General features: G+C 58.9%; 23 protein-coding genes. 9 read left to right on the forward strand and 14 right to left on the reverse strand.

What is annotated here, in order from left to right; translation table 11 throughout:
• Positions 1-56: 56 nt before the first annotated feature.
• Genes BMZ67_RS00675 through BMZ67_RS00690 form a run of 4 tightly spaced genes read right to left on the reverse strand, consistent with a single transcriptional unit; the run spans position 57 to position 2,576 of the window.
• Positions 57-569, reverse strand: coding sequence for a hypothetical protein (locus BMZ67_RS00675; protein ID WP_139214309.1), 513 nt, complete (start codon positions 567-569; stop codon positions 57-59).
• A gap of 5 nt (positions 570-574) precedes the next feature.
• Positions 575-1,273, reverse strand: a complete 699-nt coding sequence (locus BMZ67_RS00680; RefSeq protein WP_092020004.1) for a C39 family peptidase — start codon at positions 1,271-1,273, stop codon at positions 575-577.
• An 11-nt stretch (positions 1,274-1,284) separates the two neighbouring features.
• Positions 1,285-1,638 carry a hypothetical protein gene (locus BMZ67_RS00685; RefSeq protein ID WP_245749827.1) on the reverse strand — a complete coding sequence of 118 codons (354 nt, stop codon included), beginning with the start codon at positions 1,636-1,638 and terminating at the stop codon, positions 1,285-1,287.
• 56 nt (positions 1,639-1,694) lie between these two features.
• Positions 1,695-2,576: a dentin sialophosphoprotein gene (locus BMZ67_RS00690; protein ID WP_092020005.1), complete on the reverse strand. Its 882-nt coding sequence runs from the start codon at positions 2,574-2,576 to the stop codon at positions 1,695-1,697.
• Positions 2,577-2,946: 370 nt separating this feature from the next.
• Between BMZ67_RS00690 and BMZ67_RS00695 the strand changes: the two genes are divergently transcribed.
• Positions 2,947-3,447, forward strand: a complete 501-nt coding sequence (locus tag BMZ67_RS00695; RefSeq protein WP_092020006.1) for an acyl-CoA thioesterase — start codon at positions 2,947-2,949, stop codon at positions 3,445-3,447.
• A gap of 57 nt (positions 3,448-3,504) precedes the next feature.
• Here the strand turns inward: BMZ67_RS00695 and BMZ67_RS00700 are convergent, their stop codons facing one another.
• The 3 genes from BMZ67_RS00700 to BMZ67_RS00710 form a co-directional block, all read right to left on the reverse strand.
• Entirely contained in the window at positions 3,505-5,103 is a 1,599-nt protein-coding gene (locus BMZ67_RS00700; RefSeq protein ID WP_092020007.1) for an isocitrate lyase, read from the reverse strand.
• 275 nt (positions 5,104-5,378) lie between these two features.
• Positions 5,379-7,325 (reverse strand): CASTOR/POLLUX-related putative ion channel, encoded by a 1,947-nt coding sequence (locus tag BMZ67_RS00705; protein WP_092020008.1) that lies wholly within the window; start codon positions 7,323-7,325, stop codon positions 5,379-5,381.
• 201 nt (positions 7,326-7,526) lie between these two features.
• Positions 7,527-8,450: an LpxL/LpxP family acyltransferase gene (locus BMZ67_RS00710; RefSeq protein WP_245749828.1), complete on the reverse strand. Its 924-nt coding sequence runs from the start codon at positions 8,448-8,450 to the stop codon at positions 7,527-7,529.
• A 148-nt stretch (positions 8,451-8,598) separates the two neighbouring features.
• Between BMZ67_RS00710 and BMZ67_RS00715 the strand changes: the two genes are divergently transcribed.
• Complete coding sequence (locus tag BMZ67_RS00715) at positions 8,599-9,606, forward strand: ChaN family lipoprotein (RefSeq protein WP_245749829.1); 1,008 nt, start codon at positions 8,599-8,601, stop codon at positions 9,604-9,606.
• On the opposite strand, the gene BMZ67_RS00720 is transcribed toward BMZ67_RS00715, so the two are convergent.
• Complete coding sequence (locus BMZ67_RS00720) at positions 9,603-9,827, reverse strand: hypothetical protein (protein ID WP_092020010.1); 225 nt, start codon at positions 9,825-9,827, stop codon at positions 9,603-9,605. The two genes, BMZ67_RS00715 and BMZ67_RS00720, sit on opposite strands and share 4 nt — an antisense overlap.
• 84 nt (positions 9,828-9,911) lie before the next feature.
• On the opposite strand from BMZ67_RS00720, the gene BMZ67_RS00725 reads away from it, so the two are divergent.
• Positions 9,912-11,438, forward strand: a complete 1,527-nt coding sequence (locus BMZ67_RS00725; RefSeq protein WP_092020011.1) for a flavin-containing monooxygenase — start codon at positions 9,912-9,914, stop codon at positions 11,436-11,438.
• A gap of 53 nt (positions 11,439-11,491) precedes the next feature.
• On the opposite strand, the gene BMZ67_RS00730 is transcribed toward BMZ67_RS00725, so the two are convergent.
• Complete coding sequence (locus BMZ67_RS00730) at positions 11,492-12,331, reverse strand: DMT family transporter (RefSeq protein WP_245749879.1); 840 nt, start codon at positions 12,329-12,331, stop codon at positions 11,492-11,494.
• Positions 12,331-12,870 carry a macro domain-containing protein gene (locus BMZ67_RS00735; RefSeq protein WP_092020012.1) on the reverse strand — a complete coding sequence of 180 codons (540 nt, stop codon included), beginning with the start codon at positions 12,868-12,870 and terminating at the stop codon, positions 12,331-12,333. Before BMZ67_RS00735 ends, BMZ67_RS00730 begins: the two co-directional genes overlap by 1 nt.
• A 155-nt stretch (positions 12,871-13,025) precedes the next feature.
• Here BMZ67_RS00735 and BMZ67_RS00740 point away from each other — a divergent pair, with 155 nt between their 5' ends.
• Positions 13,026-13,736 (forward strand): SIMPL domain-containing protein, encoded by a 711-nt coding sequence (locus BMZ67_RS00740; RefSeq protein WP_092020013.1) that lies wholly within the window; start codon positions 13,026-13,028, stop codon positions 13,734-13,736.
• Between the two features lie 15 nt (positions 13,737-13,751).
• Here the strand turns inward: BMZ67_RS00740 and BMZ67_RS00745 are convergent, their stop codons facing one another.
• The 4 genes from BMZ67_RS00745 to BMZ67_RS00760 are packed head-to-tail and all read right to left on the reverse strand — an operon-like array spanning position 13,752 to position 20,322.
• The gene (locus BMZ67_RS00745) at positions 13,752-18,083 is read right to left on the reverse strand and encodes a CHASE domain-containing protein (RefSeq protein WP_092020014.1); all 4,332 of its coding nucleotides are present in this window, start codon (positions 18,081-18,083) and stop codon (positions 13,752-13,754) included.
• A 42-nt stretch (positions 18,084-18,125) separates the two neighbouring features.
• Positions 18,126-19,193 carry a beta-N-acetylglucosaminidase domain-containing protein gene (locus BMZ67_RS00750; protein WP_092020015.1) on the reverse strand — a complete coding sequence of 356 codons (1,068 nt, stop codon included), beginning with the start codon at positions 19,191-19,193 and terminating at the stop codon, positions 18,126-18,128.
• 19 nt (positions 19,194-19,212) lie between these two features.
• Positions 19,213-19,623, reverse strand: a complete 411-nt coding sequence (locus tag BMZ67_RS00755) for a VOC family protein (RefSeq protein ID WP_092020016.1) — start codon at positions 19,621-19,623, stop codon at positions 19,213-19,215.
• 36 nt (positions 19,624-19,659) lie between these two features.
• The gene (locus BMZ67_RS00760) at positions 19,660-20,322 is read right to left on the reverse strand and encodes an SDR family oxidoreductase (RefSeq protein ID WP_092020017.1); all 663 of its coding nucleotides are present in this window, start codon (positions 20,320-20,322) and stop codon (positions 19,660-19,662) included.
• A 271-nt stretch (positions 20,323-20,593) separates the two neighbouring features.
• On the opposite strand from BMZ67_RS00760, the gene BMZ67_RS00765 reads away from it, so the two are divergent.
• The 5 genes from BMZ67_RS00765 to BMZ67_RS00785 all read left to right on the forward strand — a co-directional run bounded on the left by BMZ67_RS00765 (position 20,594) and on the right by BMZ67_RS00785 (position 26,255).
• Positions 20,594-21,670 carry a TRAP transporter substrate-binding protein gene (locus tag BMZ67_RS00765; RefSeq protein WP_092020018.1) on the forward strand — a complete coding sequence of 359 codons (1,077 nt, stop codon included), beginning with the start codon at positions 20,594-20,596 and terminating at the stop codon, positions 21,668-21,670.
• A gap of 70 nt (positions 21,671-21,740) precedes the next feature.
• Positions 21,741-22,286, forward strand: coding sequence for a TRAP transporter small permease subunit (locus BMZ67_RS00770; RefSeq protein WP_092020019.1), 546 nt, complete (start codon positions 21,741-21,743; stop codon positions 22,284-22,286).
• Positions 22,283-23,593 (forward strand): TRAP transporter large permease, encoded by a 1,311-nt coding sequence (locus BMZ67_RS00775; RefSeq protein WP_092020020.1) that lies wholly within the window; start codon positions 22,283-22,285, stop codon positions 23,591-23,593. Before BMZ67_RS00770 ends, BMZ67_RS00775 begins: the two co-directional genes overlap by 4 nt.
• 206 nt (positions 23,594-23,799) lie before the next feature.
• Positions 23,800-25,113 carry an SAM-dependent methyltransferase gene (locus BMZ67_RS00780; protein WP_092020021.1) on the forward strand — a complete coding sequence of 438 codons (1,314 nt, stop codon included), beginning with the start codon at positions 23,800-23,802 and terminating at the stop codon, positions 25,111-25,113.
• A 17-nt stretch (positions 25,114-25,130) separates the two neighbouring features.
• Complete coding sequence (locus BMZ67_RS00785; RefSeq protein WP_092020022.1) at positions 25,131-26,255, forward strand: NAD(P)/FAD-dependent oxidoreductase; 1,125 nt, start codon at positions 25,131-25,133, stop codon at positions 26,253-26,255.

A 26,255-nucleotide genomic window follows, 5' to 3' on the forward strand; every position in this document is an offset into this window, starting at 1 on the left:
CCCGGCTTCACAGCCGGAGGTGATTTCACATCGTCCTGGTCAGCAAGGCCCCCTGGTCAACGAGGGTGCAGCATCTGCAGGTAAGTCGCGTCCTGGTTGCCAGGACGGAAACGGGCCGCATTGAGGTTGTTGAATTCAATGTTGAGCTGACGAAGGGTCTGGATGACGGTTTCATCCAACGAATTCTGTACTCGGGTCAGGATACCGCCGTTGTCGATCACATCGGTCGCAATGACCAGCCCGGCAGGCAGTGAGCTTTCCGGTACGGTCAACGAGGTTTCCAACACATCGGCCAGCTCCCCCGGATCGAACTGCTGATTCAGGTCGGGAATGGTCAGGCGTGTGAGTACCAGGTTCTCACCGTTAATGGCCACCACTTGCTCCAGACCGATGAAAATTTCCAGGTCGCCAAGCATAAAACCACCGCGCAACTGGGCCAGTTCCTGATCCGATAGCATGTCAGGCCAGGCGACCGAGTCGGAATGCACCGGTGGCGACAGCACCAAAACTGCTCCCAGCAACACGCCGCGCGTTACCGCTGGCATGAAATCAAAGTGTCGAATATCCATAATCTTCACCATTCGAGGTACGCCGGCCAACGGGCCATTTCGTGGCCTACCGGCATGCGTCCACTCGCCGAATCTCGACCAATGGGCGCCCGGGCAATGGACGGCCACTGATCCCGCGGACGGAACGATGCCCGCCCTGTCTCCAGATGGTTGCGAATAACAAAAGCAATGCCATCCCAACTCTCAAGAAATGTCTGCCGGTCATAAATCGCCATGCCTTTCGCCGGGTCACCAACCAGAACCTCATTGGCACTGATGCCCTTGATGATCACGAAGTGGCGGAAGCTGTCCCGGGTTAACAACACAACCACCGGTATCGCCACCCGCTCCCGCAAACCGTCCAGGTCCATCCGGAAACCATCCGCCAGATAACCTTCACTGGCCAGGTAGCGTTTCATATCGAGCATGGAGAAACCTTCCTGTTGAACCTTTGCCGGGTCAGCCAGGCTCAGCATGCGACTAAAAACTTCCGCTTCGGTAACGGGGTGCTCGTAATGGTAGGACAGCAACGAGGCCAAAGCCGCGGAGCCACAACTGTAGTCATATTGTTGGCGGATAATGGCGCTGAAACGTCGCTCCTGGAAGCTGGTCAGGTTGACCTGCAGGTCGCCACCAAGCCCCGGAATCGAAACCGACCCAGCGTGGGACGTGGACCCGGCCAGAACAACTACGGCCAACAAAACCGCCGTGAATACCCTGCCCATGGTCCACCTCCTCAATGGTTGATCAAAATGTTGATCTGGGTACTGTCCTGGATCACCACCTGGTTTCCGGTGTTCTGGATCACCGTGGCAATCCCGCTCATGTTCTGGAAGGCCTGGTCCGAGATCATGTTGTCGCCGGTGACGACCGAGCCTGACAGCACGTTGTCACTCAGCCCCGCATTCTGCTCTGCCTGGTTGATCTGCCACTGCAGCGGAATGCCCTGACGCCCACTGGACGCCTCCAGCTGCGACGTCGACAGGGGAACAATCTCCAGTGTTCCGGCCTCGTCCCCCCGGGCAACAGCGGTCAGCAGCAACACCATCATGCCCACAGCCCACGAACATCGTCTGATGAACTTACCCATGGAACCCCTCCTGGGGATGCCGGCCGCGCCACACTGGCACGACCGGGCTCCACCCATCAGTTCCCGCCGGTGCTCAGATTAGACATCACATTGATGCTGCCCTGAGTCAGGTTGCCGTTCCCGGCAGTCTGGGACACGATTCCGACGCCGGTGAAGTTCGCTGAGCCACCGGAAATCTCGTTATGGTTGCTCTGCCAGGTATAGGACCCGTCATCATCGGCACTGCCATAGGTAGTGCTGACACCAGACACACTGCCATCCAGTTCAGCACTGTTGAGGTAGACGCTCAGGTCCAGTTCCACAACGCTGTGGTCGGAGTTATCGGAGTTGTTGGTGTTGTCGGTGTTGCCACTATCGGCGATCTTGAACGAGTCGTTCACATTGGTGCTGTTGTCGGAATTGTCTGAATTATCGGAATTGTCCGAATTGTCCGAATTATCAGAGTTGTCCGAGTTATCAGTGTCATTGCCACTGTCAGCCACCTTGAACGAGTCGTTCACATTGGTGCTGTTGTCGGAGTTGTCCGAGTTATCCGAGTTGTCGGTGTCATTGCCACTGTCAGCTACCTTGAACGAGTCGTTCACATCAGTGCTGTTATCAGAGTTATCCGAGTTGTCGGAGTTGTCATTGCCACTGTCTGAGACTTTGAACGAGTCGTTCGCATTGGCACTGTTGTCCGAGTTATCCGAGTTGTCGGAATTGTCATTGCCACTGTCTGCGACTTTGAACGAGTCGTTCGCATTGGCACTGTTGTCCGAGTTGTCGGTATTGTCGGTATTGCCACTGTCGGCGATCTTGAACGAATCATTGACTGCCACAGCGTCATCATCGGCATTGGTGTTGGGACTGCCATCGCCGCCCTGGTCCGCCAAGACGGCCCCGGACATACCCAGGCTCATCGCGATTGCCAGCGCTAGCAAGCTTTTTTGAGTTTTCATGGTCTTCGTTCCTTCTTTGACAATGTTTGTGGTTGTCGTCTTACGAACACCCTCCCGACACCCTCAATTGTTTGCTCTGGCGACCGGAATGGGTCCTCACATACGGGTAGAGCGATTTCCATGCCAAACCCAAAGAACCAGCTGCAACCATTTGAAAGGAAAGCAAAAAAACGATCCACTTTCGAAGCATCTCACCGGCCATCCCCGAAAACCTGTCTCACCTCTGCAACAACAACCCACCACTACAACAAAAACCCCCAATAATTCAGGGTGCTAACGAAATCCATTCCGTCTTTCAAACTGACACCTGCAAGACAGCAGCGGCAGCTACTGGTAGCCTTGATGCCCTGCCAGCCTGCGAGGAACAACAATGAATGAGTCAAAAACGGCCAAGCCAGTCGCTGCATCGGCGATCGATAATCACGTCTACAAGGTGTTTCCCAACGACCTGAATTCCCACGAAACCGTCTTCGGTGGCCTGATCATGGCCAAGTGTGATCGCCTGGCGCTGGTGGTTGCCGAACGTCATTCTGGCCAGGTCTGTGTCACCGCTGCCGTAGATTCGATCCACTTTCGCGCGCCTGCCAAAGGGGGTGACACCCTGCTGTTCAACCTGTCGCTGAACCGGGCCTGGGGGTCGTCCATGGAAATTGGCGCCAAGGTACTGGCGGAGAACAGTTACACCGGGGAAACTCGCCACATCCTGTCGGCGTTTTTCACCTTTGTGGCCCTGGACGACGAGCGTCGACCGGTGGAGGTGAGCCCAGTGGTGCCGGAAACCGAGCAGCAACAGCAGCGATACCAGGATGCCGAAGTCCGGCGGGAGGGACGCCTGGCCACCCGGGAGAGGCTGGCGGCGGCAAAATCGTAAACGAAAAAAGGCGACCCGAAGGTCGCCTTTTTCGTCAACACTGTGTGTCGGTCGAGATTAGATGTTCTCGAACTGACCCATGGTGTTGTCCTTACCACCAGCCTTCAGCGCGGCGTCGCCAGCGAAGAATTCTTTGTGGTCGTCACCGATGTTAGAACCAGCCATGTCCTGGTGCTTAACAGTGGCGATACCCTGACGGATTTCCTTACGCTGTACACCAGCAACGTAGGCCAGCATGCCTTCGTCGCCGAAGTAACCTTTGGCCAGGTTGTCAGTAGACAGGGCCGCAGTGTGGTAAGTCGGCAGAGTGATCAGGTGGTGGAAGATACCTGCTTCGCGAGCAGCGTCGCGCTGGAAGCTGGCAGTACGACGGTCGGCTTCTTCAGCCAGATCGGTCGCGTCGTAGTCAGCGCTCATCAGACGGTCGCGGTCGTAAGCAGATACGTCCTTGCCTTCAGCAGCCCAGGCATCGAATACCTGCTGACGGAAGTTCAGAGTCCAGTTGAAGGACGGGCTGTTGTTGTAAACCAGCTTGGCGCTAGGAACAACTTCGCGGATGCGGTTAACCATGTTAGCGATCTGGCCAACGTGAGGCTTCTCAGTCTCGATCCACAGCAGGTCAGCACCGTTCTGCAGGCTGGCGATACAGTCCATAACAACACGGTCTTCACCAGAGCCGGCTTTGAACTGGAACAGGCCAGAAGCCAGACGCTTCGGACGAACCAGCTTGCCGTTCTGCTTGATAACAACGTCACCGTTAGCGATGTCGTCAGCGCTTTCAATGACGTCACCGTCGATGAAGCTGTTGTACTGGTCGCCCAGGTCGCCCGGCTCGTTGGTCACGGCGATCTGCTTGGTCAGGCCAGCACCCAGGGAGTCAGTACGGGCAACGATAACACCGTCGTCAACACCCAGTTCCAGGAACGCCAGACGTACGGCGTTGATCTTGGCCAGGAAGTCAGCGTGAGGAACAGTTACTTTACCGTCCTGGTGGCCACACTGCTTCTCGTCGGAAACTTGGTTTTCGATCTGAATACAGCAAGCACCCGCTTCGATCATCTGCTTGGCCAGCAGGTAGGTCGCTTCGGCGTTACCGAAACCAGCGTCGATGTCAGCAATGATCGGCACGATGTGAGTTTCGTGGCCGTCGATGGCAGCTTCGATTTCCTTGGCCTTGGCAGCGTCACCGGCGTTTTCGGCAGCTTCCAGGTCACGGAACAGGTGGTTCAGTTCCCACGCGTCAGCCTGACGCAGGAAGGTGTACAGTTCGCCGATCAGGCTGGAAACAGAAGTCTTCTCGTGCATGGACTGATCAGGCAGCGGACCGAACTGGGAACGCAGAGCAGCAACCATCCAGCCAGACAGGTACAGGTAACGACGCTTGGTGCTACCGAAGTGCTTCTTGATAGAGATCAGCTTCTGCTGACCGATGAAGCCGTGCCAGCAACCCAGAGACTGAGTGTACTGAGAAGTATCGGCGTCGTAGGCAGCCATGTCTTCGCGCATGATCTTGGCGGTGTACTTAGCGATGTCCAGACCAGTTTTGAACTGGTTCTGAGCGCGCATACGAGCCGCGTGCTTCGGGTTAATGGCAGCCCAGGTCGGGTTTTGCTTGATCAATGATGCGAGTGCATCAACGTCGCTTGCGTATGGCATGATCTCAGTCCTGTCTTAAAAAGGTTTGAGGTACTGCGTTGGGCATCCGAAGTGTTGTGGATACCGAATCGGACGTTCAGCCTGCCCGTTCAAAAAACAATCAGGCTGCTGACGTTGGGCGTTACTTTAGTGGCTACAAACTTATAATTGAAATTTATATTATCTATTCCCAGCATTTTTCTTATGAATACCCTATATATGCACACCACAAACCCGCTGCAAGCCCCCACGTCACACGGCTCATTCCACAGTACCGTGCCGCTACCGGGGCCGGTTTAGCCCCCTCTCGCCAGGACTACCAGTCGGTCGCCCACCTGCAGCTGGAGCGAATCCTTGGCCAGCGGGTTCAGCTGCAACTGACGGCCGTCCGCCTGTGGCTGGCCACGGTAGAGCCCCACCAGCATTTCTCCACGCTCGGCCGCGGCGGCTTCACAAGCCCGGAACCCAGCGCTGTCTGGCAGGCCATAGGCTTCCGGGATGCGCAACTGAAACTCCATGCCGCCGTGTCCCAGCAGCTCATCCATCAGCCGCCTCAGTTCCCGCCTCAAGGCAACCTGGGCCAGCAGGTGGCTGAGTATCATCGGGCTGATCAGGATTTCGCTCTGGCCGACCCCGAGCAGAGCCTCATTATCCGGGTCGCTCAGTTCCTGTATCACCTGGGGACGCCGGGGCTGACCTGCCAGCAGGTCTTCCAGCAGCAGATGTCCCATCATGGCGCGGGCATCCGCTTCTTCTTCCGTCGCAAGACGGTCGTTACTCATCAGGATCACCGAGTCATACTCAGCCGGGTTCAACCTCCGAAGGGTCCCCTCCACCAGGTAATCTGCTTCCAGCTGACGCACCTCCAGCCACTCCAGGCTATCCGCGATCCCACTCAGGGCACTGGCCCGCCGGGCCAGCGGCACCACCGACACCACGTCGATCAGGAACCGACAGGGGCCATAGCGGTTGAACTCCTCCAGAATGACCGGCACCTTCCGGCTCCAGCCCAGGATCAGGATACGTTTTTGTTTGGCGGTAACTGGACTGAGCTGTGGGCTCGTCTGCCTCGGCAATGCGGTTACCGTCTCCCCTCTGGGAGAAGGGTCGGTATCCTCATACCGCCCCGCCAGCATGACCACCCGGTCACTGGCTTCAATCACCGTGTCGGTCGGTGCGAGCAACTCAATCCGCCAGTCGGCACCGTTCTTTCGCATCAGCCCTAGCAGCAAGGCTTTGGGGCGCTGATTAGCCAATGCCCCCAGGGTCATACCGGCTGCGGTCTCGCCACTGCGCAGGTAGAGCTGATTACCCTCACTCGCCGTCAATAGCTCGGTGTACACCTCCGACAGCCCCGGGTGCATCACCGACTTGACCATCAGCCGGCTGATGGTGGCGTCCCCCGCAACCACTTCTACTGCACCAGGGTAGGCCTTTTCGATCACCCGGCGTTTGCGGGGGTCATGCAGTTCCGCCACCACAAAGGGCAGCGGCTGATTCGTTTGCCGTGCCTGAGCAGCAATCGACAGCAGCGCCTTTACCGTTTCCACGTCGGATGTCACCAGGCTGTCCGCATCCTGGCGTGCACCCGGAATGATCACCGCGGCCGCCGCCAGACACGCTACCCGTTCAAGGGCTTCCGGCTGGATCGCCAGACCCGACCGCAGAATGACATGGCGCCCCTTGCTGCCAATGTCCGGCTCATTTCTTAACGCCAGGGCCTGGTGCGCCGACACGTCTTCAGACAACACCACCAAGCGCAGGCGACGAGCGTCGTTCAGCTCCAGGAACCGCCGTACCCGCGGCGATGCCTGCAACAACTCAGCCACCAGGGGCAGGGTCAACGGCGTCCAGCCCAGTACCACCACATGATTGCGCAGTGACACCGGCGTCAGGCCCCGTTCCAGGTTGTTCATCAAGGTAATCAACCAGCGGGTGAGGATGGCCACCAGCGCGCCCAGGAACACCACGTACCCCAGCAGCGTGAGCAGTGTTGAAACAAAGCGTTGCCAGTTACCGGCGTCGTCCCCCAGATAGCCCGGATCGGTCAGCCTCAGGAAGGCCCACCAGATCGCAGAGCCCAGACTATCGAAAGCCCCCTCAACCGGCGCTACCAGCAAACCGCCGACGACCGATATCAGGCCAATAACCAGAGCAACAATCACCAACTGGAATGCGGCGCCCTTCACGAACTGTCGTTCAACAAAGAACTTGAGGCGGTCAATGAAACGCAAAGGCAACATAGGTCAGGTCTCCAAACCCGGATCTGTCGTCAACTCATGGGGGCCAATCCTGAGAGTATGGCCGCGCTGGTCTGACCCGGCAGATTATCCGACTAGACGTATCACGGCCATAGCCGAATGCCTGCCAGAATTACCCTGGCGGCATCGACCTGGCGCTGTGATGTGGGAGCCGTGCCTATGAGAGGTGCCTAAGAAAAGCACCTATGAATAGATGGGGGCCGCGCCCTCAGGGCGGGTTTTGAAGCGCTTGTGCAGCCACAGGTACTGATCCGGGTATTGGCGAATGGCCTGTTCAATAAAGCCATTCCAGATCCGGGCATCCTGTTCAGGGTCCTGCCCGAACGTTTCCTGAATCGGAGAAAATTCAATCCGGTAGTTGCCTTCCGGCGTTCTCAGATGACTGACACAGATCACCGATGCACCAGACTCCCGGGCAACGTAAGTTGGCGTGCTGATGCAGCCGGTCTCAACACCGAAGAACGGCACGAACAACTCGGTTTTACCGCCGAAATCCTGGTCGCAGCCATACCAGACCTGCCCACCCTCTTGCAGGAACCCGATCATGTCTTTTAACTGACGCTTGTTGAACGGTTGAATTCCGAAGTAACGGCGACGCCCCTTTTCGATCATGCGGTCAATGACCGGGTTATTGTTGGGCCGGTACATATAGCCCGGTTTTGTCAGGTTGTACCCGACCAACGGCAGGGCCAGGTCAAGGATGCTGTAATGACCACCGATCAACAGCACCCCCCGGTTGCGGGCAATGGCGTCCTGCAGGTGCTCAACACCAACGACCTCAGCATCAAGCTGCCATTGGCGAGTGTCCCGCCACCAGCTGTGGATGCTTTCAAAAACCCCCATGGCGCAGGATACAAACGCATCTTCCACCAGTTGCTGGCGTTCGTCTTCCGGCATGTCCGGAAAGCAGGCCGCCAGATTCGCCGACACGGCCCGGGTCCGGGACTTCAGTTTGCGGTGGAGCAATTTGCCCAGGCGCGTCGCCAATGAGTGCTTCACTGAAAGGGGAAGCCAGGACAGCAGGTACAGCACAAAGACCACGCCCCAGGACGGCCAGAACGCCGGGTGCCAGAGCGACCGGGTCGCCATACGATTACGTTTGCTCAAAATTCGAAGACCTTCTCAAAAAACAATGGACCCGCAGTGTTCTCCATGAACACCTGTTGACGGGAGGCAGAGCGTGGCACAACTAGTTCAGCTTTTCAGTTACTTAGCGTAACCTTGGGAGCGTCTGCCTGGTCACTTGGAGAATCTGATGAGACAACTCAGCCAATGCCTGATGGTGGTGGCGCTGCTGGCTGAGGCCGGATGCACAACCCTCAATGCCACCGATGTCGCCACTAACCCACCTCTGCAAACCCTCTACGACACCCGCCTCATCGACGCCGCCACGGCGGCCGCTCAGACCTTGCCAGCGCTTACGCCACAACTGGCCTCCGCGGATGTGGTTGTTATTGGCGAGTACCACGGTCACCCAGCTGCTCACCTGCTTCAATCGCAAGTCCAGCAGGCGCTCTACCAGGCCCGCCCCAACCAGGTTCTGACCTTGGAGCAGTTTGCCATTGATCGCCAGCCTGCACTGGATCTGTACCTGCAGGGTGAAACCGGCGAACGCGAGATGATGGAAGACGCGGCTGCCTGGGACAATTACCGGGCGTCCTATCGTCCTTTGGTTGAGTTTGCCATTGCCAACGGTCTGCCCGTGGTTGCCGCCAACGCGCCGGCGAATGTGGTGCGCTGCGTTGGCCGCCTGGGACCCGGTTACCTGGACAGCCTGCCGGCCGAGGTTCGTGACACCTTACCGGAGCAACCGTTTGTGGGCTCCGATGCCTATCGGGACAAATTCCTCTCCGCCATGGGAGAAGGCCGCCATGGCGCCGGCGACCAGGGCCGCCTGATGAACAGCTATCAGGCCCAGCTGTTGCGGGATAACACCATGGCCAGCCGCATCCTGCTCGCCCATCAGCAACACCCCGGTGCCCAGATCATCCACCTGACCGGCACCTTTCACAGCGAAAGCCACCTGGGCACCATAGAGGCCTTGCAGCATCGAGCGCCGGAACTCTCGATTGCCGTCCTGTCGCCGGTACATACCAACAGTGACGGTGAGTTCCCTGACATCGAAACGCATCGCCACAAAGGGGATGTGCTTTATCTGTTGCGGCCACTACCGGTCCCCTTCAAAGACCCGGAGCGGCAAATACAGCACTTTCAGCAGCAGTTTGCCGGCGCACCAGCGGTCGATTGCACACCAGCCCGCTAAACCGCACCAAAAACCATCAGTCCCAATGGGACAACCTGTTGGCAGCCAACGACCAACCCCGTTTTGCCACAATAGCCCCCCAATGGCAGCCAGGCCGCGGCTGTCATGGGCTCAGGTGCCACAACCGCCAGCCCTTGCTCATCACCTTGGCCGCACTTACAGCCGATGACCGCCTGACGGCCAATTCCCCCCCGTTGACCGAGCCGTAACGTAGCTTTCATAGACGACACTGGCGTCCACCGACGCTCGATGCCCCCTGATGTTTCGGGGTGCTAAGCTGACACAAAGAACAAGAGGTTAACCTCATGAGCCAACAACACTTCGACGTCCTCATCGTAGGTGCCGGTATCTCCGGTATCGGCATGGCCTGCCACCTGACCCGAGAGTGCCCCAACAAGCGGTACGCTATTCTGGAACGTCGGGACGCCATTGGCGGCACCTGGGACCTGTTCCGCTACCCCGGCATTCGTTCAGATTCCGACATGTACACCTTTGGCTACAATTTCCGCCCCTGGACGGGTGGCAAGGTGCTGGCCGATGGCCCTTCCATCAAAAAGTACGTGATCGAGACAGCAGAGTCGTACGGGGTTACCGACAATATCCGGTTTGGCCGCAAGGTGACCAACACCAACTGGTCCAGCACCGATAAATGCTGGACGGTGGACGTCGAGTGTGAACACACCGGGGAGAAAGAAAGCTACACCGCCAACTTCCTGGTCGGCTGTACCGGTTATTACAACTACGATGCTGGCTACAAACCGGATTTCCCGGGCGAAGCCGACTTCAAGGGCCAGGTCATTCACCCCCAGCACTGGCCGGAAAACCTGGATTACAGTGGCAAGAAAGTCGTCGTGATCGGCTCCGGCGCAACCGCCATCACGCTGGTTCCGACCATGACCGACAAGGCTGAGCACGTGACCATGTTGCAGCGTTCGCCAACGTACCTGATGCCGCTGCCGTCCATCGACCCGGTCTCGGTCACCATGCAGAAGATTCTGCCGGACAAGCTGGCCTACCGCCTGACCCGCGCACGCAACATCACCCTGGCAAGAACCATTTTCGAGCGCGCCCGCAAGAACCCGAAAGCCGTCCGCCGTCTGCTGTTGGGTATCATCCGCAGCCAGCTGAATGGCAAAGCCGACATGCGCCATTTCTCGCCCGACTACAATCCCTGGGATCAGCGCCTGTGTGTGGTGGCTGATGGCGACCTGTTCAAGGCCATCAAGGCGGGCAAGGCGTCCATGGCTACCGACCACATTGAACGCTTTACCGATAAGGGCATCCTGCTGAAGTCCGGCCAGGAGCTGGAAGCTGACATTATCATTACGGCCACAGGGCTGGACGTGCAGATCATGGGCGGCATGGAGGTCAAGATCGACCAGCAACCGCTCAAGGTTAGCGACACCATGCTGTACAAGAATGTGTTGGTGGAAGGCTTGCCTAACGCCGCCATGATCGTCGGCTACACCAATATCTCCTGGACCCTGAAAGCCGACATCGCCAGCGAGTATGTCTGCCGTCTGCTCAACCACATGGATCGCAACAACCACACGGTGTGCGTAACCAGGGACGTCGAGAACAGCCGTACCGAAGACACCATCCTCGGTTCGCTCGAAGCTGGTTACATCAAGCGCGCCGCCGACCGCCTTCCCCGTCAAGGCAGCCACGGCCCCTGGAAGTCCTCACAGAATTACCTGGAGGACGTCAAAACCCTGCGATTCGATCCGATCGAAGACGGTTACATTGAGTTCGACGGCCGCAAGAGCAAGCGCGAATCCAGCCGCGGCGGGCGCTTCATGGCCCCCCTGCGATCAGCCCTGTTTGGCGCCTGATTCGCCCCTCTGGCCCGGCCTGATCGACATCACGCCGGGCTTTTTTCGGCTACTCAGCCCTTCCGACTCAGGATCACCAGAGCAATGCCCCCAAGGACCGCCGCGCCAGCCACGACCAGCCTGACGGTCAGCGGCTCTCCAAGCAGGAGCACCCCCCCTACGGCAGCAATCACCGGTACACTCAGCTGAATCGTTGCCGCCGACGCCGACCGCAGCTGGGGCACCACGGTATACCAGACCGCATACCCCAATCCGGATGCGAGGGCTCCAGAGGCGACAGCCAGCAGCAGCCCGTCCTGGTCCAGCTCGATGGACGACGTCATTACGGGTATCAGCAGCAAGGCCATCGGTACCGAACGCAAAAAGTTACCGGCCGTTGCCAGCGTTGGTTCCCCCGCCCCCTTGCCACGCAGCGAGTAGATCCCCCAGGCCACGCCAGCCAGAATCATGAACGCGGAACTCGCCAGAGGCGGCGCCGACAAGCCTGGCAGCAACAGCCCCACCAGCCCGGAAAAGGCCACGACCAGCCCCAGCCACTGGGTTCCCCCGGGGCGATCCCCACGAACGATGCCAACCCCAATCATGGTGACCTGAACCGCGCCGAACAGCAGCAACGCCCCCATCGCGGCAGTCAGGCCACCGTAGGCAAATGAAAAACCAGCGGCATAGACAAACAGCGCCAGCGCCGACCACCAGGATCCACCCCGGGGAAACGGCGTGGATTGGCGCACCGCCACCAGAAGCCACAGCATCAGTGCCCCGGAGACCAACCGAACCGTGGTAAAGCTGGCTGGATCAATAGCCGTGTCCCGCAGCGCCGCCCGGCACAACAGCGAGTTCCCGGCAAATGCCACCATCGCCAGCGACGTCAGCAGCAGGATTTTCGGTTGAATCACGCGTCGCCTCCATCGGCCTTCCGCACCTCATCCAGCACCCGCTGGAACTCGGCCTGATCGGCTTCACTGAACAGCACAAAGCGCACCCGTTCCAGGCATGGAACGCCATCGGCAAAAGACATCACCGTGGCGATGGCGACCCTCGCTGCTTCGGTAAACGGGTAACCGAAAACTCCGGTGGAGATCGCCGGAAAAGCAATGGATGCCAGGCCATGGTCATCCGCCAGCTTGAGGGCATGGCGGTAGCAATCGGCAAGCAGGTCAGCGGAGGGTTCATCAATCCCGTAGATAGGGCCCAGGCAGTGGATGACGAAGCGGTTGGGCAAGCCAAACCCACTCGAGATCACCGCCTCTCCGGTAGCGATGGGGGCCAGGGCCCGGCACGCGTCAGCCAGCTCTGGCCCGGCCGCCCGATGGATGGCGCCGGCAACCCCGGCCCCCGGTAGCAACTGGGCATTGGCCGCGTTTACTACGGCGTCCATATCCGGCTGGTTAGCGATGTCCCCACGGACACACTCTATGATTAAGGTTGACATGGTGACCCCCTGTGTCCCTCGCGAACGGTCCCCAACCTGCACAAACTGTCACTTGACGCTGGGCAGCCCGTCGGCAATGTTGTCGAAGTCGTGAACCGGTTTGTGAGACCTCACTGGCCGGTTACAAGCCATTAAGCCCGAAAAAAGGATGTTCCATGAAAACCCTACCGGCCCTGATTCTGGCCATCGCCACCGTGCTGTCCTCCGCCCTGATCATGGAGGGATTGATGTCCCTGCGTACCAGCGACCGCTTTGTCACCGTCAAAGGGGTCGCCGAGCGTGAAGTGCAGGCTGACCTGGCGTTGTGGCCGCTGCGTTTCGTCGCAACCGGCGATACCCTGCAACAGGCTCAGGAAAGCGCACGGGCCAGCCGCGAAGCCATCATGGCCTTTCTTCAGCTGCAAGCCATCGACAGCGAGGCGGTGGAACTGCAGCGGCTGGACGTGACGGATACCCGCGCCAACCCGTACCAGAACCAGAGCGGTGCCCAACGCTTTATTGTTAGCCAGACCCTGATGGTTCGTAGCGGTGACATCACCAAAATTCAGCAGGCGGCGCAGGGTGTCAGCGAGCTGGTGGACTCCGGCGTCGTTCTATCCGCTGACTACGGCCCCAGCGGCCCCACTTACCTGTTCAGCGACCTGAACAGCATCAAGCCGGAGATGATTGCCGAGGCCACCTCAGCGGCGCGTGAAGCTGCCAGCCAGTTTGCCCAGGATGCCGACACCACCCTCGCCGGCATTCGCCGCGCCAACCAGGGGGTCTTCCAGATCCTGCCGCGTGATCAGGCGCCGGGTGTCAGTGAAGGCCAGCAACCCATCAAGACCGTGCGGGTTGTCGCCACCGTGGAATACTACCTGGACTGACCGTCCGCCCGCTCCTCAAGGAGCCTCTGTAGCAGAAGGGCCGTCCATGCTGTTCTGCCACAACCACTCATCCAGTGCCGCCAACAGCTGGCTGTAGGCTTCACGAATCTGGCGCCATAGCTCATCCAGGTCAGGTTCACCTCTGAGAATGCCCTGTTCCAGGTGCTGGGACAGGGCCGTGACCGGAGTGTCCCCCAGACTTCCCACCAGCCCTCGCAACGAATGCAGGGTGGCAGCCGCCTGGTCGGGCTGACCCGACTGCCAGTCCTGATAGGCCTGATCCAGAGGCACCTGGCCACGATTAAGCACATTCCGGGCAATGGCCAATACCGCTTCACGGGCACCGGATTCGTTACCCGTGACCGCCAGCAAACGACTGAGCGGTGCCAATAGGGTGTCCTGGCCGGTCCCGCCATCCGGCAGGCGTGCGTCACCCGGCACAACCGCATCGACGTGCCGGGCAACGGTTTCGATCAGCTCCGCATACACCACCGGCTTGGCCACAAAGTCCGACATTCCGGCATCCTGGCAGCTTTCGCGCTCACTGGCCAAAACCCCCGCCGTCATCGCCACAATCGGCAGCTCCAGGCCCAGTTCTTCGCGAATCTTGCGAGTGGCGGTCAAACCATCCATCACCGGCATCTGGATATCCATCAGCACCAGGTCATAGGCATCAGGCTCCGCTGTCAGGCGCTCAACCGCAAGTTGGCCGTTGCCAACCACGGTGACTTCCGCCCCCACCCCCGCCAGGAACTCGGTAGCGACAATCTGGTTGAGGTCATTGTCTTCCACCAGCAACAACCTGATGCCCTGCAAGGTTCGCAGCAACGGCCGTTCCCGCTCAGTCTTGGTCCGGGTTATGCCCGTTCCTACGGAGCGCAGTTCACAGAGTTTTTCCACCATCCGCTGCCGTGTGACCGGTTTGACCAGCACCGCCGACACCAGCGATGACAGCCCTTGCCGGGCCTGGGGATCGTAGTCATGGGGCGAAACCGTCGCCACGACCAACAGGTCAGGATTGGCCGCAGCATCACGCATACTGGCCAATGCCTGCTCCCGTTCCGGTGTGTCGGGCAACTGGTCGGTAACTACAACGTCGTAGGGCAAGCCATGGGCATGTTTTGTACCAATCAGCGCCAACGCGTCTTCAACAGAACCAACAGCATCCAACTGCAGACCGGTCTGCGCAAAGGTGCGGGACAGGTAATCGCGACCGGTTTCACTGCCATCCAGCAACAACACCCGCAACCCAGCCAAAGCGTCGATCGCGTCATCACCCTCGGTCACATCCTGTACCGCCAACGGCACGGTGAGGGTAAAGCAGCTGCCTTTGCCAGCCTCACTGACAACCTCAATCGCCCCTGACATCAACGTCGCCAGCTGGCGGGAGATGGCCAGTCCCAGCCCCGTGCCCCCGAAACGCCGGGTCATTGAACTATCCGCCTGGGTAAAGGCCTGGAACAACCGCTGTATCTGGTCCTCATTCATCCCGATACCGGTATCACGAACACTGCAGCGCAGGGTTGCCTGATCCCCGTCCTGATGCGCCAGTTCGATCAGCAGGGCGACTTCACCCTGTTCGGTAAACTTGATCGCATTGGACAGCAGGTTGAGCAAAATCTGGCGGATTCGTAACTCATCTCCCACCAGTCGACGAGGAACGTCTGAGGATACCCCGATCACCGGCTGCAGCGACTTGTTGCCAGCCGCAATGGTCATTACGGTCGCCAGACTATTGACCAGCTCGTCCAGGTCGAAGGGTTCGGCCTCAATATCCAGGCGTCCCGCTTCGATCTTCGAAAAATCAAGAATGTCATTAATGATTTCAAGCAGCGTTTGCCCTGCGGTCTGGATCATCTCAACATACTGGTGCTGATCGCTGCTCATGGGGGTTTTCGCCAGAATCTGGGTCATCCCCAGCACCGCGTTCATCGGGGTGCGGATCTCATGGCTCATGTTGGCAACAAAATCGCTCTTCGCGCGGTTGGCCTGTTCCGCCGCTTCCCTGGCCTGACGCAGGCTTTCTTCGGCCTGGCGCTGCGCGGTCACATCCCGCAGGATCACCCCGATAAAGTCTTCACCATCTGCCTGCCAATGGGACATGGAGTACTCAACGGGGAAACGCCGCCCGGTGTTATCCACACATTGCGAGTGGATATTTTCCACCCGTCGGTGGTTCGATCCAGTTTTCAGCAGTAATTCCAACCTGTTACGAACCAGCTCACGCTCACTGTCGACAAACAGCTGGTCTACCGACAGCTCTCTCATCTGCTTTTCCGTCAGCCGTAAGCTTTCCGACGCCGCCGGGTTCGCCGACTCAATCCGTCCGGATCCGTCGGCAATGAAAATCATCTCGTTCGCATTGTCGGCAAGGGTTGAAAACTTCTGTTCCGAGCGTACCAGTGCCGACGTCAGTTCCTCGGCCAGAGCCAGCGCGCGGGAACGGGTGAACACCAGCGCCCGGACAAAAGAAAACAGCAGGAAGCTGATCACCACACCACTGATCAGGATGACCTGGGCCTTCTGCAGGTCGAGGGAGTGCGTAAAGGCTGGCAACGAAGTCACCTGGACCGTCCAGGTGCGATCAATGATGTTCACCGGAATAGTGGAAACGAAGGGGTCGACCAGCGGTGACGCCGAACCCGGCACCTCATCGGACTGATACATCAGGTCCTTGGGTGAGACTGAATCCCCGTCAAACACCGCTACCGCCACCTGGGGGAACTGGCTTTTCAGAATCCCCTCCATCAGGTCGTCCATCCGGAAGGGACTGTAAACCACACCTAGCATGTACTCACGACGCTGGGCCGTTGTCGCCGGGACAATCCCCCCCTGATACAGGGGCAGGTACATCAAGAAGCCTGACTGAATGCCGACACTGGTTTCTTGCACCAGAGTGATCTTGGCGGACACTGAGGCCTGACCGCTGTCCCGCGCCGCCGCTATGGCCTGTCGGCGCAGGGTTTCGGAGAACATGTCGTAGCCATGGGCCCGCTGGTTACGCCAGTCGAAGGGCTCCAGGTAAACAATCGACACATAGACTTCCCGGTCTCCGGCAGGTTTGACCTCAAAATCCGGAAAACCGTCCCCGCGTACCGAGGCCATGAAGGTCTGTTTTTCCACCTCACTCTGGATGTACCGCGCGAACCCGACTCCCTGGATACCCGGGTAGTTCTCACTCAGGTCCAGGTCTTCAACAAAACGTTTCCACTCACTCCGTGACACCGTTTCAGAAGCGTTAAACAGACCAATCCCACCCCGCAACACTTGCTGATAGTCGAGCATTCGATCGGAAACCCGCTCGCGAATGGTCTCGGCCAGATAGTCGAACTGCTCCGCGCCTTTCTCCTGAACCGTATCCAGGGCCATCCGCCACATCAGTATCGCCACACCCAGGGCAAACAGCAGCACCGACCACGGCAACAGAATCTCTCGTCGCCGTTCTTCAGCCTGCCTACGGTATTCCAGCAGGTCAGCGGCGAGCATCAAACCGCAGCAAACCCAAAGTACGATGAACGCATCCAGAGCAAGCAGCGAGTCATTAGTACTGCCGAAAACGAAGGGACCGCCCCCCTGGATGGTGACATAAATGGCAATGCTCGATACGGCGGCAACGCAGAGGGTCACGCCACGCAGGCCGAAGACGTAAGCGGCATAGGCCAGTCCGGGCACAAACAGGAAGGTCAGCAAACGGGCATTGGGCTTGTCAGTCACTTGGTTGCCGAACACCAGGTAGGAGACCAGCAGGAAAATCACCGACAGCAGCAGCCCATGACCAACCAGCCGGAAATTGGGCTTCCACTGCGGCTTCTGCCGCCAGACCAGAATCAGTGGGGTGATCACCAGCATACCGGTGCAATCCCCCAGCCACCAAGTGGCCAGAATGCTGCCAGCAAGATCCAAGGACCCAAAACCAAAACCAACCAGCGTCAGGGTGCCACCGACGGCGCTGACGCCAGCGGACACGGCTACAGCCAACAGGTAACGGAATACCCCGGTTACGGAGTGGAAGGAGCGGTTGCCATCTAGGCTGCCGCGCACCAGCCTGGCCGCGACTACGGCTTCCACAGTATTGCCGATGGCAATCGCCAGTGATGCCGCGCCATTCACCAGCCAGGTTTCGGCATCAATGCCGAAGGAGACGAAGTTGACCAGCAAGGCCCCCAGGGTAATGGCCGGCCAAACCCGTTCTCCAGCCAGCAACAAGGCGGCCAGAGCAATGCCCGATGGCGGCCAGACCGGCGACACATTGGTGGTTTCGAACGCCAGGGAAAGCCCGAAGTAGCCTGCCAGGAAGTACAGCAAGGCCAGGCCAATCACGCTGGCAAAACGGTTAAGCTGGATCATAGGTGGTCGGGTTCCCAAGACCGATAAGACAACAGCCCATTGTTACTGGGTTTGCACCATTTCATCAGTGACCTGGTACTGCCCGGACAGCCATGCCACCACTTCTCTGGCAGCGGGGTGATCAAAGCCAAGGTAACATGCCTTCAGCGCGGCCATCTTGTCCTGGCTCAACCGCGACAACCCGGCATCCTCGAGTACCAGCAGGTCACGACTGAGCTGCGCTGCCAATTCGTCCCCAACAATGAGACTGGCGGCCTTCCGGAACGCCTGACCATACTGGTATTGATCACCGAGACGATAGCTCTCTGCCAGGGTCACCGCCGGAATCTGGGTCAATGTGGACTGCAACGCCGGATTTACCCCATGGCCGGCGATAAAATCGGCATTGGCTGCAGGCCGCCCGGTCACCGCCCGCAAGTGAAGGTGGCGGGACATTCGGTCACCATCGTTGACCGGGTAGTTGTCCCACAGAAATGGTCGCCGCCCGAGCTGGCCGGCGACCCGGGCCAGATGCCCCGGCGAGATTTCCCGGGAACAGACTTCCTCGCCCGTCCAGAACACTTCCACAGTCGGATCCAGGGCAGCACCGAGGTCTTCCAGATACCGGTCCGGGCGTTGACCGAATACCCGGTCCAGCACGCCATCATCCGAATAGTAACTGGGGCAGACAAATAACCGGCCCGCGCCAGTCCTGGCCTTGACCCAATGGACGATGTCCGCCTGAGTTCGAGCCAGGTCCGGGGTATCACTCTTCATGTCATCAAACAGGATGGCCAGATCATCAACCCCAAGCCCATCCAGAAACGCCAGTTTGTCAGCTAACGCAGAACGGGCGCCATCGTCAAAACGGTTAAAAATTTCGAATGGACTCAGGCCGATACCAAAACGCACCCCGTGGCTACGACAGAACCCGGCAAAGCGCGCCAGCGCCGCTGCGTCCTCCGCAGGGTGGGGCTGCTGCCAGTCGCGCCTCAGATAACGGTCGGCTTTGGGCGCATACAGATAGAACCGATAACCATGGGGGGCCAGGGTTTCAACCAGGCGCTCCCGCTCGGACCATCGCCAGAGTGGGCCGTAGAAACCTTCGATAATGCCAAGCTCGGGCAACATTGGGGTCGTCGTCAACAAATCAGGTATCCTCAGGGCCGACCCACATAAACGGATTATGAGCCAGCTCCCAGAGGTGGCCGTCGGGGTCCGCAAAATAGCCGGAGTATCCGCCCCAGAAAACCTTCTGCGGCTTCTTGATTTCGGTGGCGCCAGCGGCAATGGCCTCGGCCATCAGGCGATCGACAGCAGCCTCGGAGTCCAGGTTGTGGGCAATGGTCACACCACGAAAACCCTGCCCCTGCGCCGAGACCTGGGCATCCTCGGCAAGGTCTTCGCGCCCATACAGGCCGAGCCAGGTGCCATTCAACGGAAAAAATGCGACCGATGGCGGCGACTCCAGCTGAGGCAGCCCGAGACCATCCCGGTAAAACCGAACCGATCGTTCCAGGTCTTCCACCCCCAGGGTAATCATGCTCATACGTGGCTTCATGGCCAACACCTCCGTTGTCTGCGCCCCACCATCGCTTTACCAGGGCAATAGCTCGCCGTTGCTGTGCCAGAACGACCCAGTGTTATCCAGGCTGAGATCAGCAATTCGCCGGGCCAGCCCTTCCGCCGATTCCTCCGGCGTGATCAACCCACCAAAATTCACCATGCGGGTTTTGACGTAACCGGGATGCAGCAGGGCGACCGCAATCCCCCGGGGTTTCAGGTCCACCGCCAGCGACTTGCCAAAGGCATTGAGGGCCGCCTTGGATGCCCGGTAGCCGTAGCGTCCGCCGGAATCATTATCGGCAATGGACCCCATCCGGCTGGTGATGTTGGCGACTTTGCTGCCATCGCCAAGGTGCCCCAACAAGGCTTCTGTCACCCGTAGCGGGGCGTACGCATTGATTTCCATCTGGCGGCGAATGGAATCGAAGTCGATGTGTCCCAGCTGTTCGTCCTGCAACAATCCGGCGTTGTTGATCAGCAGGTCCAAGTGGACACCACCCAACTCTCCAGCCAGGCGCGCAACACCTTCCTCGGTGGTGACATCGACGCCGTCGATAACCTGGGCAGCGACCTCTGCCAGCTCATCCGAGCCTTGCCTACACGCTCCAATCACCTGCCAGCCTTCGCTTGCATAATGCCTGGCCAAGGCCAGCCCCACCCCGCGGTTTGCTCCGGTAATCAGCACCGTTTTCATCGCTGCCTCCTGACGTTATACGGCTTTCAAGATAGACCACTGACCACCATGCTACCTCATTTCACAGCGACTTCGTGTTGGTAATCGGTATAAGCGGCGGTGGCTAAAAAGATTCACCGTTCTAAGACGTTTGACTAACTACCCACAGTTACATCATCTACCATAATAAAAGGTCAATCCGCGTCGACGGATTCGTCTGGAGTCGGCTTTAACCCGAGCAACTCCCGTCACCTCAAACAATCACAATAAAGACAGAAAGGATCGACGAACCATGAAATTACGTTCTGTGTTTTCTGCCCTGACCCTCACCCTGACCTCTGCATTCTCCACCGGCCAGGCGGTTGCTGAAGAAACCTATACCCTGCGCATGGCTGAAACCTGGGGCCCGAACTTCCCGGTCTTCGGTGATGTCACCAAAGGCATGGCCCGTATGGTCGACGAAATGTCCGATGGCCGCCTGACCATCCGCATTGACTCCGCCAACCGCCACAAGGCCCCCTTTGGCGTGTTCGATATGGTCAAGGCTGGCCAGTACGATATGGGGCACTCCGCCTCCTATTACTGGAAGGGCAAAGTCCCCAACACCCTGTTTTTCACCAGCATGCCCTTTGGCATGACCGCATTGGAGCAATACGCCTGGTTTTATTACGACGATGGCATGGAGCTGATGCAGGAGGTCTACGAGCCTCACAACATGCTGTCATTCCCCGGCGGTAACACCGGCATCCAGATGGGCGGCTGGTTCACCAAGGAGATCAATTCCCTGGAAGATCTGCAGGGCCTGAAAATGCGTATCCCAGGCTTCGCGGGTGAAGTGTTTGCCGAGGTTGGCGTAAACCCAACCAACATTGCGCCGGGAGAGCTCTACACCGCGCTGGAACGCGGCACTATCGACGCCGTCGAGTGGGTAGGGCCCGCCCTTGACCTGCGCCTGGGTTTCCAGCAGATCGCCGACTACTACTACACAGGCTGGCATGAGCCGGCGACCGAGCTGCAGTTCCTGATCAACAAGGACAGCTGGGAAAAACTCCCGGACGACCTGCAAGAGATTCTCCGCGTTGCCATGCGCACGGCCGCTTACGACATGCTGGTGATGAGCATGCACGAGAATGCCAACGCCTGGGCGTCCATCCAGTCCGAGCACCCGAATATCCAGGTCCGCACCTTCCCGGATGACGTCATCCAGGCCATGTACAACGCCAACAACAAACTGCTGGAGGAAGCGGCCGAGCGTGATGACCTGGCTCGACGCATCGTCGACTCCCAGGCCGCGTACCTCCACAACGCCCGCGCCTACACCAACATTTCTGACCGGGCCTACCTCAACACCATGGCAGAGCTGGAGTAAACTGGCCGCAGTGAACGCCGGGACTGCCCCTGAGACAGTCCCGGCTTTGTCGTTCTAAAGAGGTAACGCCATGCGCTGGATTGAGAAACTGGATAACGGCCTCGCCTGGCTATCCAGAGCCTGCGGCTGGGTGGCCTGTGTGGCCATGCTACTGATGCTGTTCAATGTGTTTTACGATGTCATCACCCGCTACATTTTCAACGATGTCTCCATCGGAATGCAGGAAATGGAGTGGCACCTGTATTCCGTGGTGTTTCTGCTGGGCATCCCCTACGCCCTGCAAACCGACGGTCATGTCCGGGTTGATGTGTTCTACGCCGGTCGCAGCGACACTTTCAAGGCCTGGATCAACCTGATTGGCGCCCTGGTGTTTGTGATTCCTTTCGCCGTCCTCATCGGAACCTACGGCTACAGCTTTGCCCTAGAATCCCTCCACCTCGGTGAAAGCAGTGGCGACCCTGGCGGCCTCCCCTACCGCTGGATCATCAAGGCAGTGATTCCGCTGTCTGCGCTGTTCATTATTACCAGCGGCCTGGGCATGGTGACCTTCGCGCTCCGGGTGCTGAAAGGCGACCGTAGTTACCAGATCGAACACAGTGGGGAGGGACTGGCATGATTGGAATCATCATGTTTGGCGTGTGCCTGCTGATGCTGCTCTGGGGATTCCCGGTCGCGTTCACCTTTGGCGGTGTGGCACTGGTCTTCGGCCTGATTTCCCAGGGCCCGGAACTTTTTGCGTTCATGCCGTACCGGATCATGAGCGTGATGCAGAATACGGTCATGATGGCCATTCCGCTGTTTATCTTCATGGGCGTTGTGCTTCAGCGCACCAAACTGGCTGAGCAGTTACTGACCTCAATGGGCCGCCTGTTTGGCGGACTACCGGGCGGTCTGGCCATCTCCACCATCCTGGTGGGCGCGCTCCTTGCCGCATCCACCGGTGTTGTTGGCGCCAGCGTAGTGGCTATGGGGCTGATTTCGTTGCCGGTGATGCTGGCTCACAACTACGACAAGCGGTTGAGCTGCGGCACCATCTGCGCCTCTGGCACACTCGGTCAGATCGTACCGCCGTCGATCATCCTTATTATCCTCGGCGACGTTCTTGGCCTGCCGGTCGGTGACCTGTTCAAGGCCGCCGTCATTCCGGGGGTGGTGCTGGTTGGTCTGTACATTGTTTATATCCTCATACTGACCCGCTTCAAGCCGCAAACAGCACCCGCTATGCCGGACGATCCCAGTCGCTCACGCAAGCAGGAAATCGCCAGCGCGCTGTTTGCCATCGTCCCGCCACTGGCACTGATTGTGATCGTGCTCGGCTCTATCTTTACCGGCATCGCCACACCGACTGAATCGTCCGCCCTCGGCGGTGTTGGTGCCCTGGTGCTGGCGTTGGCATACCGACAGTTCTCTTTCTCAATGGTCTGGGAGGCTGCCCGCGACACCGTCAAGGTCACGGCCATGGTGTTTGCCATCCTGATTGGCGCCACGGCGTTCTCGATGGTGTTCAGCTACAGCGGTGGCGATTACCTGTTGGAAGAATGGATCATGCAATTGCCCGGCGAGAAGTGGGGCTTCCTGATCCTCGCCATGGTGGTCATCCTGGTTCTCGGGTTCTTTATCGACTTTGTGGAAATTTCCTTCATCGTAGTGCCCATCCTGGCGCCCATTGCGGAAAGCCTCGGTATTAACATGCTGTGGTTCGCCATCCTCATTGCCATGAACCTGCAAACCAGCTTCCTGACACCGCCGTTCGGATTCAGCCTGTTCTATCTCAAGGGAGTATCACCGCCGTCGGTATCCACGATGGACATCTACAAAGGCGTCATCCCGTTCATCATCCTCCAGGCGCTGGTTCTCATTGCCATTTTCATCTTCCCGGAATGGTTCGGGATGAGTTCATCAAGCGGCTATTCGAGCTACTGACGACGCCGACTGGAATGACACAAAACCCCGGCCAACATGCCGGGGTTTTGTGTTTTCAGGGGGATTAACGACACAAATGTGACAATATCTGATCATTTTCTATACTGGACAGTGAACCAGCGACTCTCAGCCAGCTGTCGAGACACGCCCGACACCCTCCCTATGAAGACGGGAGGACTGCCCGGCAATCAGGGAGATCAGCATTCATGCGTTCCAGTACCGTAAAAAAAGCCACCAACCCGCCCCCTGACAAGGAGCCTGGTTACCTGTCACTGCCCGTCGAGGGCCAGGCCGTGGATCGGGAACCGCACAGTTACGAACGTTGGCTGATCACCAAGTTGTTACGGATGACCGGCTCGCCGCCGATTGCCTTCAAGTTGTGGAACAATGATGTTGTGGCACCTGAAACCGGCTACCCGAAGTACACCCTGTCGGTCAAAGATCCCCGCGCCCTGTTCTCCCTGGTCACCAACCCGAACCTGGCCTTCGGCGATCTGTACAGCGCCGGCCGGCTGGATGTGGACAACAACCTGCCCGATCTTATGGCCGAGCTCTACCGTTCGATCCACCGCGCCCGGGAAGACTGGCCGAAATGGCTGGAAGCGCTCTGGCGCACCCCGCCGCCACGATCCAGCAGTGTTGAAGATGCCAGGGATAACATTCACCACCACTACGATTTGGGGAACCGTTTCTACCAGTTGTGGCTGGACCGGGCGGAGATGCAATACACCTGCGCCTACTACGAACGCCCGGATCTCACCCTGGAGCAGGCCCAACTGGCAAAGCTGGAACATGTGTGTCGCAAACTTCGCCTCAAGCCCGGCCAGACCGTCATCGAAGCCGGTTGCGGCTGGGGCGGACTGGCGCGTTACATGGCCCGCCACTATGGCGTCCGGGTCCAGGCCTACAACATTTCCAGGGAACAGGTCGCCTATGCCCGTGCCGAAGCGCGGCGCCAGGGGCTGGAACACCGGATCGAGTACATTGACGACGACTACCGCAACCTGTCCGGGCAGTGCGATGCCTTCGTCTCCATCGGCATGCTCGAACACGTGGGCAAGGAGAACTACCCGCAACTGGCCGAACTGATCCGTCGCAGTCTGAAACCCAACGGGTTGGCACTCCTGCACAGCATTGGCCGTAATCGGCCCATGTTGATGAATACCTGGATCGAGAAGCGGATTTTCCCTGGCGCCTACCCCCCCAGCCTCAGTGAATTCCTGTCGATCTGCGAATCCGGCAACTTCTCGGTACTGGACGTGGAAAACCTGCGCCTGCACTACGCCCAGACCCTCAAACACTGGCTGGAACGGTTCGAGCAGCACCGCGACGACGTCACCGCCATGTACGACGAGCACTTCACCCGGGCCTGGCGTCTCTACCTGGCGGGCTCCATTGCCGCCTTCGAAGTCGGTTCACTGCAACTGTTCCAGGTCCTGTTTACCCGGGCTGACAACCACCAACTGCCACAGAGCCGCTGCGACATCTACCAGTCTGCGGCAGCACCGGCGAATGATTGAGATGAGGGAGTATTGAGATGGACTATTACGACCTGATCATTGTTGGCGGTGGCCCCGCCGGCTCCACCCTGGCCTGGGCATTGCGGGACAGTGGCAAGCGCATCCTGATCATCGACAAACAGGCCTTTCCGCGGGACAAAACCTGCGCGGGCTGGGTAACACCCACCGTTTTCGAAAGCCTCGGTATCGATGCCGGTCTCTATGGCAAGAACCACACCCTGCAACCAATTCGCCGGTTCCGCATTGGCATGATGGGGCATCCCGCGGTGGAGAATGACCACGGTGACGTGGTCAGTTATGGCATACGCCGATACGAGTTCGACAACTTCCTGCTGGACCGGGTGAACGCAGACAAGGCGCTGGACCAGGTAGTTCGTAGCATTGAACGTCAGGGCCACCGCTGGGTCATCAACGACACCTGGGAAACACCGTTACTGATTGGCGCTGGCGGGCATTTCTGTCCGGTGGCCAAACTGCTGGGGGACGGCCCTGGCGGCCATGAGACCGTGGTGGCGGCCAAGGAAGTGGAGTTTGAGATGACGCCCCAGCAGACCGCTGACTGCAAGGCCCGGGGAGACACCCCGGAGTTATGGTTCTGCCGCGATCTTAAGGGCTATGCCTGGGTCTTCCGAAAGGGCAATTTCCTGAACATCGGCCTGGGGCGGGAAGATAACCATAAACTCAGCGACCACCTGAACAGCTTTGTCGAAGAAATGGTGGCCAATGGACGCATCCCTGCGGACCTGCCGGGCCGTTTCAAAGGTCACGCCTACCTGCTCTACAGTCACGCGGAGCGGCCCCTGCTGGACGATGGCGTCATGCTGATCGGTGATGCGGCGGGCCTGGCTTACACCCAGAGTGGTGAAGGCATTCGCCCCGCAGTGGAGTCAGCACTGCTGGCCGCGCAGGTTATTCGTAGAGCAACGGATGTCTCTGCCCAGGCGCTGCAACCCTATGGCGAGGCCATCGCGGAACGTTTCGGCACCCGCGCCATGCATCGTCATGACAGCTGGCAAATTCCCCACTGGGTGCGCAACCCTCTGGCCGGCACCCTGATGCGATCGCACTGGTTTACCCGTAAGGTGGTGACCGAGCGGTGGTTCCTGCATCAGGACATTCCACCGCTCATGGTCGCTGTTTAG

It is taken from the genome of Marinobacter zhejiangensis, assembly GCF_900114775.1.
Taxonomy (GTDB): Bacteria; Pseudomonadota; Gammaproteobacteria; order Pseudomonadales; family Oleiphilaceae; genus Marinobacter; species Marinobacter zhejiangensis.